Here is a 12389-nt window from a genome sequence, read left to right on the forward strand (position 1 = left end):
TATCAATCGTCGTGAGAGGTAATGTTTTCCCGTTTTTCGCGACGCATGCGTGCACGACATTCTTCAAGTGTTTCGCCGAGGCCTTCAATTAATTGCGCCGCCAAGGCTTCGTCGCCGGCGGCGAGCAGTTCTTTTTGCGGGCGTGGCAGTTTCTTGATGCGTGCTTCCAGGCGCAACGCCTCTTCGTGGCTATTTAATTCAAATTTTCTTAAAATACATTCCGGCGGGAACGCCTTGGTAAACTTGGCTCCCTTGCCGGATTTATGTTGTTCAAAACGAGCTTCTACATCGACGGCATACCCCGTATAAATGCGGTCCCCCGCACAACGGAGCATGTACACAAAGTGCGGCATTACGATTCTTCGTGATGCGCCTTCGACACCAAGTTCATGTAGATGGTGCCAAGGATTGCGGCACAGAAGCTACCCAGCAGAATACCGAGCTTGGCGGAATCCTGACGGTCGCCCACCTCGAAGGCGAGGTTTGCCACAAACAAGGCCATGGTAAAGCCGATACCGGCAAGCATACCACCGCCCCACAAAACCTTCCAGCTGTAGCTCGGCTTCACCGACACGCCCACCTTTACGGCGAGCAGGCTGAACAGGAAAATGCCGATCGGCTTACCCAGAATCAAGGCCAAGGCCACCGCACCCATTACAGGCACTTCCACGCCACCAAGCTTGATTTCGACACCCGCGTTGCTGAGCGCGAACAGCGGCATGATAAAGAAGTTCACCCACGGTACGAGCGGCTTGAAGAAACGTTCCTGCATCGAGATACTTTCGCGAGCTCCGCGCTTCAAAAGCGTAAACACTTCATACTGTTCGTTGCGGTCCTTCGCTTCGCCCGAAAGAGCACCACCCACGCTGCCAGCGAAATGAGCAAGCTTGCCCTTCGCGAGCACAGGCTTTGCCGGCACCGAGAGTCCGAGCAACACGCCCGCAATGGTCGGATGCACGCCGCTCTTCACAAAGAAAGCCCACACCGCAATACCAATCACGCCATGCAACAGCAGGTTACGCACACCAATGCGGAACATCACGTTGATCAAGGCGAGCAGGGCAAATCCCGTACCAAGCGCAACAAAGTTCACGCCGTCGCCGCTCGGGTAACCGATCGCAATCACCAAAATTGCACCGATATCGTCGGCAATCGCCAGAGTCAAAATCATCACACGCAGGGCATGCGGCACCTTCTTGCCGAGAATGGCCATGCAACCCACCACAAACGCAATATCGGTCGCTGTCGGAACGCCCCAACCATGAGCCGCACTGTGTTCGCCATGCGGGCAAAGCAGCAAGTAAATCAAAGCCGGGAACAACATACCGCCAGCCGCCGCGATAATCGGGAGGCTCGCCGCCTTCGGGTTCCTGAGTTCGCCGTAGGTCATTTCGCCCTTGACTTCAAGCCCGATATTGAAGAAGAAAATCGTCATCATGGCGTCGTTAATGAGCCAATGCAAATCGGCCGAACCGACCCAACTGCCAATCGTCAAGGCAAACGGCATGTGCCAAACATGATGGTAAGATTCAGGACTGACATTCGCCCAAATCAGGGCCGCAATCGTCATGATAATCAAAACGATGCCACCGGTCGTTTCCACCTTCATCAACCGTTCCATCGGCGTGATGATTTTGCGGATGGGGGTTTCCGGGAACAAATCTTCAATCTTGTCGCTGCTCGTTACTTTTGCCGACATAGCTACCTGTAAATAGGGTTGTGTGATTCAGCCTTTCGCCTTACAAAATAATCATTTTTTTTGCGCGTGACCGCTCCAAGTTGCTTATTTTTCCATTTTTTGTATATGAAAGGGGGACGCCTCCCCCTCGTTCGCACCGCGCAAGCGCTGTTGCTCCCTACCCCCACTACGGGGAGGCCCCCGTAACGCCCCAAAAGTCGGCAAAACGACACTCAAGCGAATCGTTTCACCCTATTCAAAACAAGAATGAAGTCTTGCTTTCCAAATTCCAGATGTGTTCGCTAAAGGCATTGCCAAAATAGACTTTCGCACCTAGAGACTGCTGAATATGCTTTGTAAACAAATAACTCGCACCAAAATACTGGGCAAATATGTAGGGAAAATCAAACGCCAACGAACAATCTTGGGACCCGTTTTCATAGCACCTTATATCGCTATAAAGCCAAGGCGAAAAGACCGACGGAGCATAAGACAGGGAGAATTTCTTCGTCGGAAAAACATTTATATACGCTCCAAAATTTCCGTTCAATTTCCATTCGGAGCAATCGTCGCAATATAGACTATCAACCCACACGGAATTACCCCCCGCCATGTTACCTAGTTCCATATAGTTGACTTGGCTCACGGAGTAACTAACATTTGCATATCCAAACGAAACAAATCCTCCAACCTCGAAATAATCGCTATTGAATCCTACAGAGGACCGCATGCTAGGATAAGGGCTAAAGGCAACCCCAAATCCAATGAGGATACGCTTCACGTTAAGAAAATAATCCATCGCCCCCGTTACCGGGAAGGACTTGAAATGATAGCTTAGATCGGCCTTTATGTTTTCATCTTTAGGACATTCCTCACAATCTAAATAGAAGGAATTATTTTGTGTTTTATCATATCTGTTTTCCATTCCATGTAATTGCAGATGCCTATCGCTATAGTTGCGAACAGAAATATTCGCCTTCCAGACACCAGTCGAGTCATCCCCTATGGGGTATGCCAGTCCAGTAAATGTTTCAGGTACAAAGGCCTCAAAGGATCCTTTTTCAATATAACTGTAACTGCACCCCGCAAAAAGGAGAGCTAAAAACGAAAAAACAAGTCTTTGGAGCATTTTCACTGACATTTGTTCTAAAAATAACAACGTGATGCATCAATTTTCGCCAAAAGTCGAAAAAAAACGACTTTCTCCGGCATTTCATTTTTTTGTATATTCTTAGCGTAAAAAAGAGACTTTGAGATGTTAGATAAAGAAGTTTTAAAGACCGTCAGCCGCATTGAACTTAGCGTTCGCGGCACGCTCGACACCGTGATGACCGGCGCTTACCACAGTTCCTTCAAGGGGAACGGTATGGAATTTAGCGAGGTCCGCGAATACATGCCGGGCGACGACGTGCGTACTATCGACTGGAACGTGACGGCGCGTACCGGCACGCCGTATGTAAAAAAGTTTATCGAAGAGCGCGAAATGACCATGCTTTTGATGGTTGACGCCTCCAGCAGTTCGGAGTTCGGGTCCGGCAAGCAGATGAAGGGCGAAGTCATGGCGACTTTGACCGCACTCCTCGCATTCGCCGCCATCAAGAACAACGACAAGGTCGGCCTGCTGATTTACACCGACCAGGTCGAGCTTTTCATTCCGCCGGAGAAAGGCCGCAAGCACGTGCTGCGTCTTATCCGCGAAATTCTTTACTTCAAGCCGCAGCACCACGGCACGAACACTCAGGTGGCACTGGAATATGCCGGCAAGATTCTGAATCGTCGTGCCGTTGTCGTGGTGATGAGCGACTTCCTCGACGAAGGTTTCGAAAACGCCTTCAAGATTCTCCGTAAGCGCCACGACGTGCTTGCGGTCTCTGTCGTTGACCCGCGTGAAATGGAACTTCCGCCCGCAGGCCTTGTGGAACTTGAAGACCCCGAAACCGGCGAAACGCTCTTGATTGATACTGGTGATGCCACCTTCCGCGAAGCATTTGCCCGCGAGGCCAAGCGCCAAGGCAAGGCGACCAAGGAACTGTTCCAGCGCATGTCCATCGACTTCGTGCGCATCGAAACTCACGACGACTTCAAGGAAACAGTCGCCCCGCTTATCGAGCACTTCCGCCGCAGAGCGAAGGCCGCCCGACTCTAAACTGTCGCTGGTCTATACCCGAGCAACTTCATGCTATAAAGCGCAGTGCCCTTGCTGATGCTACGGACACCTGTAGCGTATCCGAAAATCTTACGCAGCGGGACTTCGGCCTTCAAGAAATGCGTCTTGCCATCGCCACCGATTTCTTTCACCTTACCGTCGCGAGACTGAATGTCGCCCGTCACAAGGCCTGCAAAATTCACAGGGCATTCCAGCGAAAGTTCCATCACAGGTTCGTACAACTGAACATCGGCAGGCTTGATAAGCTTGGTGACGGCATCGGCGCATGCCTTCTTGATCATCGGCGGCAAAGCGCCCTCGGTCCAAGTGAATTCATGAACTTCAAAGCACACGCCTACGAGCGGGCCCTTGCCGAGTACGCCGATTTCCGTAGATTCCAGAAGCGCAGAACGCACACCTGCCAAAATTTCGCGCGGGGCCGTTTCCAGGAATTCAGCCGAAAGGCGGATATCGTGAGCGTCGCTGTCGAGCGGTGTCGCCGAAAGCTTGATGGAAATCTTATGGGGCCCTAGCTGGAAGGTATTTTCGACCGGGCCCACGTTACGGCACAGGCGTTCTTGCCAACGGACTTCAGGTGATCCCGCCTTGACTTCGCAACCGAATTCACGCTTGAGTCGGGCTAGCAATACGTCGAGTTGCACTTCGCCTACCGTATGCAAATACCAGAATCCGCCATCGTCTTTTTGCACGCGGAAAGAGGGATCCATGCGGGCGAGGACATTCAAACTCTTTTCCACATGATGGTAATCTTCAGCCCCCAAGCATTCCACGCGAGTCTGCAAAAGCGGCTGGTACTTGTCACGGAGGGATGTTGATTCGTCATGGATTGCTTCGCCTTCGGCTCGCAATGACGTTCCGTCTAAATAAATCACCTGGCCAAGTTCAGTCTCAAACGGGCTACGCATGGCATAAATATCGCCCGAACGGATTTCGTCAACAGGCTGCAACAAGTTTGCTTTCAAGCGAGAAAATTCAAAACCAGCAGGCCATTCCTTGCGTTCCATATTCGTGTGGCTACGGAACAGCGAAATTTCGCCCACGCCTTTAAAATGTCGCAGTCGAATGACCTGGCCTAATTCATTTCCGCCAAATTCAGGTACATCGGGCAAGAAGAACGATAGCGCCGTTGTCAGGCTGCGTACCCCGAAGCCTTCGATAGCCGAACCTGCATAGCAAAGCGCATAGTCGCTATTCTTCGCCAGTTCTTTGAGCCCGCGCAAAAGCGTCTTGGGAGGAACCGGCTTCCCTTCAAGCGCAAGCTGCAAAACTTCATCATCAAAGTTGCTCGCGAATTCCACCGCCTCGGCGTAATGCTTCTTGATTTTCTCGGTGGAATCACTCACCTCACCCGATTGCGGCCAAGAATCGTCTACGACTTCTTCGCCCGAATCCGAATGAATCAAGCGACTTTTACTAAGCACATCGAGCACGCCCGACATGCGTCCGCCCTTGTATTCAGGGAGCGTCATGAGCACCGGGCGCACGCCCAGAACTTCTTCAATATTAATCAGCGTTTCGTCAAGGGAATAATCGGGATTGTCAAGCTTATTGACGAATAAAATCGTCCGCACGCCCGCTTCGCGCAGTTTACGGAAGGCGGCTACCGTTTGCGTTTCCACTCCGCTCGCGGCACTCACCACAAGCACCGCGCCCTCGACGGCTGTCAGCGCCGTGTCGACTTCGGCGCCAAAATCTACATGGCCCGGTGTATCGATAAAATTGAACCAGGTGTTCTTCCATTCGAAATGCGCCACGCCGCTTTCAATGGTAATGCCGCGCTCTTTTTCTTCGGGCATATAGTCCATGGTGGCAAGGCCTTCTTCTACCTTGCCTGGCCGGCGAACCTCACCCGCCGCAAAAAGAATACGCTCCGAAAGAGTCGTCTTTCCGGCATCCACGTGGGCAAGGATTGCAATATTTCGAACAGGCTGAGTCACGACGCCCTACTTTTTCAATTGTTCTTCAAGAGCGGCTACACGTTGCGACAATTCGGCACAAAGCTTTTCAAGCGCATCCAAACGAGCATCATGTTCACGGTCCTTTTCCGATTGACGGTGCAATTCTGAATCCTGCATTTTGTTGATGCTGTCTACAGAATTCAAGCGGAAATCGTGCTCTGCATCTTTGGCCACCTGAGCCTTCAATCTAAAATCTTGTTCGCGTTCCTTGCTGTACAATGCATCAATGCGAACATCATGTTCGTCATCCTTTTCCTTTTGCATATCCAGGCGCGCATCATGTTCCTGGTCTTTACGCTGCAGCTCGCGGATACGTTCTTCATCAAGACTCATGGTAACCTCGGGTGAAAGGATTTACATAGTTAATTTAGAAATTTTCGTCTAGCGTGAGCTCGTTCGCGACCGCCTCTTGCTTGCGTTCGGCTGTTGCATCAAGCGCTTCAGCATGCCCGCGCAACGCCGCAAACGGGTGGAAAATCTTCGCGCGGTCTTCCATGCTCATACGCGGATGCTTAATCAAGAAATTCCAATCGTTCCGCGGATACGGCAAATCAATAATATCGCTATAATCAAAATTAGGCACGATGTCCTCCGATTTGTCCGTTGCGTTCAATGGTAGTAGCACCCTCTTGCAAATCCATTCCCTTCACAATGGCGTTCTTGCCGAAGCGTTTCTTGATGAGGAGTTCTGCTTTCAGGCGTTTCTTTTCGCGCTCCTGCTTTTTCACATCGGTAAACAAGTCGTACTGTTCATGACTTGCATCCACAATGTCGGCGGCCACCAAGTTCAAACGACGCACTGTTAATTTCGGGTCCACAATGCGGTCAAAAAGTTTCATGACTGCATCCGCCATCACTTTTTGTGAGCTGGTATAATAACCAATATTTGCCGTGCCGTGCGCAGGCTTCGGAATCGTGCGTCCGTAAAAGTCCGTTACAGTTACGCCGTGGTAAATTCCCTTGTCCACGTTTTCGCGGTCGTAACCTACCGTGAGCACCATCGCATTTGTCACCAAGTCGTGGGCAATCAAGGTCATCGAAACCGTATCGACCATCTCGCGCACCACAAGACGCGCCTTGTCAAACGGATACGGATCTTGCAACACTTGGCCTTCGCCCGTGCTTCTGTTCCGCGGTTTCGCCTTCTTGATGTCCGCAATCGTGCAAGGCTCGTAACCCCAAGCATGGTCAATCAAAATCTCTGCGTTCACGCCGAAAAGCTTGTACAGCGCATCAGGATTCTTGACGCTTACGCGAGCAATGTCACCCATCGTGTAAATGCCGCGTCCCGCATTCAGCCTACAATTTTCCAAGCGCTCTGCTATGCCGCGACCCACTTGCCAAAAGCTCGTAATCGGTCTGTGTGACCAAAGTTGTTTACGGTAACTCATCTCGTCAAGTTCCGCAATGCGCACGCCATCATCATCCGCATCCACATGCTTCGCCATCACATCCATCGCAATCTTGCAAAGGTACAGATTCGTGCCGATACCGCCCGTGGCCGTGATTCCCGTAGTCGTAAAGACATCTTGGATAATCGTCTTCACCAGTTCACGGGCAGTCTTTTTATAAAGCTTCAAGTAGCGCGTCAAATCTAAAAAGCATTCGTCAATCGAATACGCATGAATATCTTCGGCACTCACATACTTCAAGTAAACGTTGTAGACCTTCGTGGAATATTCCACGTACTTCGCCATTTGCGGCTTTGCGATGGTGAATTCAATCTTTTCGCCCGTACGCCGCAGTACCTCGCGCACCTTCTGGTTCACCTCGAAAAGTCGCGCACGTCCTGGAATCCCGTAAGCTTTAAGAGCCGGCGTCACCGCCAAGCAAATCGTTTTTTCAGTACGACTTTCGTCAGCCACCACAAGCTTTGCCTTAAGCGGATCAAGACCTCGGAGAATACATTCCACCGAGGCAAAGAACGACTTCAGGTCAATCGCTGCGTATGTGCGTCCCACAATTTTTTACCTGTATTTTAATTCAGGGTGTTCGGCGTAGAAAAAGTTTTTATCGACGTACATTCGTTCGTCTGCAATATGCATTGCCCTACGAACATCAGGATCACCATAACAGGTGCCAATGGAGAATCTCACATTTTCAGACAGCTTCGCCATCGTGCGGATTTTAGCAATACGAGTATTCAATTCATCTTCCGTAATGTTCGAGGCAAGCACCATAAATTCGTCGCCACCGGCACGGTATACATCTTCTTCTGGGAAAACGTATTGCAAAATTTCTGCAGCCGAACGCAGCACCTTATCGCCAAAACTGTGTCCCTGTTCGTCGTTTGTATGTTTCAGTCCGTTCAAATCGGCAAATACAACGGCTTTAGGAGTCGGTTTACGACCTGCCACAATTTGATCGATACTGTGGTTCATCACATTGCGATTTTTTACACCCGTCAGCGAATCAATCGTACTCATCGTTTGAAGTTTGTTCAAAAGCAGGTAGCTTGAAATTTCAGACGCAATAAGGAACGTGGTGACTTCAAGCGTCTCCTTAATCTTCAGAGTATCATTGACGTTAAAATTAACCGTCCACAAGTAGCCGAGCAATTCGCCGCCATGACGCAGCGGGAAAAGCACAATCGTCTTTACACCCGAAAGGTCAAGCATCGAGCCCCAAATCGGATTGGCCAAGCGCAGCTTTTCCATATCGCGTTCGTCTTTCACAATAATGCATGTACTGCCGGCAAGCGTTTCCGGCCATGTTTCTGCAATCGCGTAAAAGCCTTCGACATATCGAGACATCGGCTGTACTTTCAGACCTTCTCGAGTCGATTCTACAAAAATGGAGCACTCGCGATTTTCAGCATCGGTGAGCAAAATGCAGCATTGATCGGATTCGCAAAAATTACGGATATCCTCGACCACTTCCTGGAAAGTCTGCTTGACATTGTCCGCACCGCGCAACTTGATACAAGCCTTGAGAACGTTCGAAGCCGTGTCTCCGGAAAGGTCTGCCATGGCCGAAGAATCAGCCTTGGGCGCCACATCGTAACAGTAAATGCAGTAACCGACATTTTCGCGGTCAGAGTCCAGCGGCATCAAGAACATGTTCAGCCAAAGGCCCATCATGTAAAGGTCAACATAGGCGTGGAGTGGCTTGCCCGACTGCACGCAGCGGAAACAGTGGTCTTCGAAGTTCTGGTTTTTCGGGAAGCAAAACTCATACGGACAATCCGGCACAAACGGGCGCCCCTGAGTCGATTCCATTTCTTCGCAATGAGCCTTGTTTCCTGCCACCACGCGAATGTTACCGTAAGAACCATCCGGATAGAGGTCCACGGACATCACGCAGGCATTCGCTCTATAATGCGACAGAATCTGATCAAAATCCATACAACTTTGCCCTCCCTCGGCATTTTGTATTCTTTTTTTACAATCAATTTAAAAAGATTATCAAATAATCACACAATTATCAATAAATTAATTACATAAATATTATCTTTTAAGAAGCACGCATCATCTCCGATGCGTCCAAAGGGAGCCTATGTCCATTTTAAAAAAATATATCGACAAACTGCAGAGTCGCAAATATCTGCAAAAAGACCGTAATTCCATTACCGTGGATGACATCACCATTGATTTTCCGCTCGTTTTTGACGGCAACGGAAAAATGTATTTCTTCAAGCTTGACCGTTACGTTTACCTCAAGGGTACACGCTACACCAAGGCCGACGGTAAAACCCGCGATTTCTTAATGACATGCCTTTTCAAAAGAGGTTTCATGTCCGATGGCGCATCGGCTCCGTCATTCGCCCAATGGCTCGTCCCCGATATCAAGAAGGGCAATGACGTCTATAACTCCGCACCGTTTATCCACGACGGGCTTTACATGTACAAGGGAACCATCAACGGCGCAGACCTCACACGTGAAGAATGCGATGACATCCTTCGTGGCATCTGGAGAATTTCCGGCATGGACCGCGTAGTAGCAGGCGCCGCAGACCTCGGCATCAAGGCTTTTGCAGGTTCATCAAGCCACTGGGGCAATGACTCCAACAACTGCAAGCACCTGTTTATCGCCAAGTTCGAATACCGCTAATCGCGGTGTTCGTACAGATACAGATTCGCCTCAGGCTCCGCAAGTTCGGAGCCTTTAATTTTCCATTCGTCATCGGTTCCGGAGCGGTACTTTACTACGATGCGGTAGCGATTGTCCGTCTGCAAAATTTCCGGCGGAACAGCCCAGAAGTTTTCGGTACCTACAACCATTTCAAGTTCATAAAAGTCACGTGTGTCAACGCCGTAAATCGTGATGGACTTGACCATATCTTTCGGATTACGCACATGGATGATGCTCCAGAATTCGCTGGCACCTTCCTTGACCCAAATCGAGGTGGAGTCGCCCCACACACCCTCAACGCCTTCGCAGCTCACGAATTCCCATTCGCCGTAGTAACGGCCCACTTGAATTCCCATGATGTCGCTAGCAGGAGCACCGCCCAAGTCCACGCCGCAATCCGCATCAGGGCAGCGATCAGTAATACGCACAGTCACCCTTTTCCAGCCATCGGGCGTTTTCGCTTTCACGCGCACGCAGCCACCGCAAGCGGCGCCACCATTCCATGGTCCCTTTTCATCGCCCGGCGAAACGTTCACGTGTATTGCAGCGTAATACTGAATATTCGTTTGTCCATAATTGCAGGCGCCGCCGAGACTCGTTTCCTTCGCCGTAATGCTTCCGTATGTGGTCACGGAACCCTTGCCACCGTTTTCGGTAAGTACGGGGTCTGCCGCAGTAAAGCTGTCGCAATTCGTGCACTTGCCGTCACCTTCATCTTCTTCATTACTCGAAGATGCCGGCACAGAATCAGAAGACGAAACCGCCGAAGAAGATGTCGCCGAAGATTCCGGCACCGTTTCAGAAGAAGTCGCAACCTTTTCAGAGGAACTAGATTTTGCATCAGATGAAGAAGGCTTTGAATCCGAAGACGTTTTTTCCGAACTCGAAGACTTGGCTCCGGCAGAGTTATCTACCGAAGAACTAGACGTTAGCGAACTTTCGCTCGAAGGCGTATCCGTGGCATTTGTCGACGACGAATCGTCACCGCAAGCGACAATGCCTGCGCCCACCAAGGCTCCAAAACAAAAAACAAGGGCAAGATTTCTCATACCCTTGAATATATATTATTTATGGAGAAAAAGACTATTCGGCTTACCAATCCTTAACCGGTCTTGCTTGGCCGCGGATAGGTTTCCAAGGCTTGCGTTCGCCGTTCTGTTCGTCGAAATCCTTCAACAGCTGTGCCGCGTCCTCAGGACTCATTTCACCCATCTGTGCAGGCTGTTCCTGTGGTTCTTCGCCACCATTGCTGTCGCTAGAATTTTCTTCAGGCTGCTGCGGCTCGGGCTGTTCACCAGCACCGCCATTGCTGTCGGAACTGTCTTCGCCTTGGCTGCTGCTAGACTGACCGTCTTGACCATTCTGCTGATCTTGATTCTGGTCCTGATTCTGCTGGTCCTTATCTTGATCTTGCTGATCTTTGTTCTGATCTTGGTTTTGCTGATCCTGATTTTGATCCTGGTTCTGGTCCTTGTTTTGGTCTTGGTTATTATCCTGATTCTGATCTTGGTTCTTGTCGTTCTTCTTGTTTTCGTTCTTCTGCTCGTCCTTGGCCTCGTGAATACGGTCTAGGAGCATTTGCAGTTTCTGGTCGTTCGGATAATATTGCAGACCTTCGTTACAAGTAATTTCTGCCGAGGGCAAGCGGTTTTCGATATACTGGAATGCCGCATCGCTATAATAAGCGCTCGCAGACTTCGGTGCCGCAAATGCCGCCACAGCAAGGAACAAGACCGCAACTATAGACATAATCTTTTTCATTAGATTACCTCCAAGTCGTTATCGGTGTTGCTGGCATCAATCTTTGCCTTGGGCTTGCGACCCGCCTTAATTTCAATGACGTCATCAATGCGCTGCACGTGTCCGCTGAGCTGACCAGCGGTTTCGTCTTCGGCAATCAGGTTCTCAAGCATTTCCTTTGCTTCGGCGTACTTGCCGTCTTTGCAAAGCTGCAAGGCGCGGGCCAGAACTTCCTTAGCCTTGTCACTCAAAGGCGGCTGCTTTTGGTCGTTATTCTGGTCCTGATTTTGATCCTGATTCTGCTTTTGCTTGTCGAGTTCTTCTTTCAGTTTGCGCTGAACGATTTCCACGTTCTTCTTCGCATTTTCGAAACTGTTGTCGAGATCAATCGCCTTCTTTAAGTAAGCGACCGATTCGCGCCAAGCGGCAATGCGTTCGCTGCCTTCGGCAGCTTTTTCACCCATGCGGAAATGCGTATTCGCCAAATTGTAGGCAGCCTTTGCAGCCATTTTCTTGTCGGGCATACGCACCGCACTTTCGAGTTCCTTTTTCGCTTCGTCGTAATTGCCAAGCTTGTACTGGCAAGTTCCGATGTTATAGAACAAGAGCGGGTTTCCGGGTTCCGCTTCACGGGCCTTCATGTACTTTTCGAGAGCGCCGGCATAGTCGCCGTTCTTAAACAATTTATTGCCGTCATTAATGGGGCGCGCCCACAGGGCCGCCGACAGCATGCACAACAATATCACAAACAATCGCATTTTCAAGCCTTCACATT

Annotated in this window: 13 protein-coding genes; 2 read left to right on the forward strand and 11 right to left on the reverse strand. The window is 50.2% G+C overall.

What is annotated here, in order from left to right:
- Positions 1 to 2: 2 nt before the first annotated feature.
- The 3 genes from QOL41_RS03935 to QOL41_RS03945 form a co-directional block, all read right to left on the reverse strand.
- A complete protein-coding gene (locus QOL41_RS03935; protein WP_283428740.1) occupies positions 3 to 353 on the reverse strand; it encodes a GIY-YIG nuclease family protein in 351 nt (116 codons plus the stop codon).
- Positions 353 to 1699 (reverse strand): Na+/H+ antiporter NhaA, encoded by a 1347-nt coding sequence (gene nhaA / locus QOL41_RS03940; RefSeq protein WP_283428741.1) that lies wholly within the window; start codon positions 1697 to 1699, stop codon positions 353 to 355. Before nhaA ends, QOL41_RS03935 begins: the two co-directional genes overlap by 1 nt.
- Before the next feature lie 235 nt (positions 1700 to 1934).
- Positions 1935 to 2819 (reverse strand): hypothetical protein, encoded by an 885-nt coding sequence (locus tag QOL41_RS03945; protein WP_283428742.1) that lies wholly within the window; start codon positions 2817 to 2819, stop codon positions 1935 to 1937.
- 114 nt (positions 2820 to 2933) lie between these two features.
- Here QOL41_RS03945 and QOL41_RS03950 point away from each other — a divergent pair, with 114 nt between their 5' ends.
- Entirely contained in the window at positions 2934 to 3824 is an 891-nt protein-coding gene (locus QOL41_RS03950) for a DUF58 domain-containing protein (RefSeq protein WP_173653301.1), read from the forward strand.
- Here QOL41_RS03950 and QOL41_RS03955 read toward each other — a convergent pair.
- From QOL41_RS03955 to QOL41_RS03975, 5 genes are read right to left on the reverse strand one after another with little or no spacing between them, the layout of a single operon-like run.
- A complete protein-coding gene (locus QOL41_RS03955) occupies positions 3821 to 5782 on the reverse strand; it encodes a GTP-binding protein (RefSeq protein WP_283428743.1) in 1962 nt (653 codons plus the stop codon). The genes QOL41_RS03950 and QOL41_RS03955 overlap by 4 nt on opposite strands.
- 6 nt (positions 5783 to 5788) lie before the next feature.
- Positions 5789 to 6136, reverse strand: a complete 348-nt coding sequence (locus tag QOL41_RS03960; protein WP_173653299.1) for a hypothetical protein — start codon at positions 6134 to 6136, stop codon at positions 5789 to 5791.
- 34 nt (positions 6137 to 6170) lie between these two features.
- Complete coding sequence (locus QOL41_RS03965; RefSeq protein ID WP_283428744.1) at positions 6171 to 6386, reverse strand: hypothetical protein; 216 nt, start codon at positions 6384 to 6386, stop codon at positions 6171 to 6173.
- Positions 6379 to 7767, reverse strand: coding sequence for a Y-family DNA polymerase (locus QOL41_RS03970; RefSeq protein ID WP_349362389.1), 1389 nt, complete (start codon positions 7765 to 7767; stop codon positions 6379 to 6381). Before QOL41_RS03970 ends, QOL41_RS03965 begins: the two co-directional genes overlap by 8 nt.
- 3 nt (positions 7768 to 7770) lie before the next feature.
- On the reverse strand, positions 7771 to 9147 hold the full coding sequence (locus QOL41_RS03975) for a sensor domain-containing diguanylate cyclase (protein ID WP_283428746.1): 1377 nt from the start codon (positions 9145 to 9147) through the stop codon (positions 7771 to 7773).
- 151 nt (positions 9148 to 9298) lie between these two features.
- On the opposite strand from QOL41_RS03975, the gene QOL41_RS03980 reads away from it, so the two are divergent.
- Positions 9299 to 9853: a DUF1353 domain-containing protein gene (locus QOL41_RS03980; RefSeq protein ID WP_283428747.1), complete on the forward strand. Its 555-nt coding sequence runs from the start codon at positions 9299 to 9301 to the stop codon at positions 9851 to 9853.
- On the opposite strand, the gene QOL41_RS03985 is transcribed toward QOL41_RS03980, so the two are convergent.
- Genes QOL41_RS03985 through QOL41_RS03995 form a run of 3 tightly spaced genes read right to left on the reverse strand, consistent with a single transcriptional unit; the run spans position 9850 to position 12372 of the window.
- Positions 9850 to 10923, reverse strand: a complete 1074-nt coding sequence (locus tag QOL41_RS03985) for an expansin family protein (protein WP_283428748.1) — start codon at positions 10921 to 10923, stop codon at positions 9850 to 9852. The genes QOL41_RS03980 and QOL41_RS03985 overlap by 4 nt on opposite strands.
- Positions 10924 to 10966: 43 nt before the next feature.
- Complete coding sequence (locus QOL41_RS03990; RefSeq protein ID WP_283428749.1) at positions 10967 to 11635, reverse strand: hypothetical protein; 669 nt, start codon at positions 11633 to 11635, stop codon at positions 10967 to 10969.
- Positions 11635 to 12372: a tetratricopeptide repeat protein gene (locus QOL41_RS03995; RefSeq protein WP_283428750.1), complete on the reverse strand. Its 738-nt coding sequence runs from the start codon at positions 12370 to 12372 to the stop codon at positions 11635 to 11637. Before QOL41_RS03995 ends, QOL41_RS03990 begins: the two co-directional genes overlap by 1 nt.
- Positions 12373 to 12389 lie beyond the last annotated feature (17 nt).

The organism is Fibrobacter sp. UWB10 (genome assembly GCF_900182935.1).
Taxonomy (GTDB): domain Bacteria; phylum Fibrobacterota; class Fibrobacteria; order Fibrobacterales; family Fibrobacteraceae; genus Fibrobacter; species Fibrobacter succinogenes_O.

Coding starts and splice junctions, on each gene's coding strand:
- QOL41_RS03935 (WP_283428740.1), bottom strand. CDS start 353: ATGCCGCACTTTGTGTACATGCTCCGTTGTGCGGGGGACCGCATTTAT.
- nhaA (WP_283428741.1), bottom strand. CDS start 1,699: ATGTCGGCAAAAGTAACGAGCAGCGACAAGATTGAAGATTTGTTCCCG.
- QOL41_RS03945 (WP_283428742.1), bottom strand. CDS start 2,819: ATGTCAGTGAAAATGCTCCAAAGACTTGTTTTTTCGTTTTTAGCTCTC.
- QOL41_RS03950 (WP_173653301.1), top strand. CDS start 2,934: ATGTTAGATAAAGAAGTTTTAAAGACCGTCAGCCGCATTGAACTTAGC.
- QOL41_RS03960 (WP_173653299.1), bottom strand. CDS start 6,136: ATGAGTCTTGATGAAGAACGTATCCGCGAGCTGCAGCGTAAAGACCAG.
- QOL41_RS03975 (WP_283428746.1), bottom strand. CDS start 9,147: ATGGATTTTGATCAGATTCTGTCGCATTATAGAGCGAATGCCTGCGTG.
- QOL41_RS03980 (WP_283428747.1), top strand. CDS start 9,299: ATGTCCATTTTAAAAAAATATATCGACAAACTGCAGAGTCGCAAATAT.
- QOL41_RS03985 (WP_283428748.1), bottom strand. CDS start 10,923: ATGAGAAATCTTGCCCTTGTTTTTTGTTTTGGAGCCTTGGTGGGCGCA.
- QOL41_RS03990 (WP_283428749.1), bottom strand. CDS start 11,635: ATGAAAAAGATTATGTCTATAGTTGCGGTCTTGTTCCTTGCTGTGGCG.
- QOL41_RS03995 (WP_283428750.1), bottom strand. CDS start 12,372: ATGCGATTGTTTGTGATATTGTTGTGCATGCTGTCGGCGGCCCTGTGG.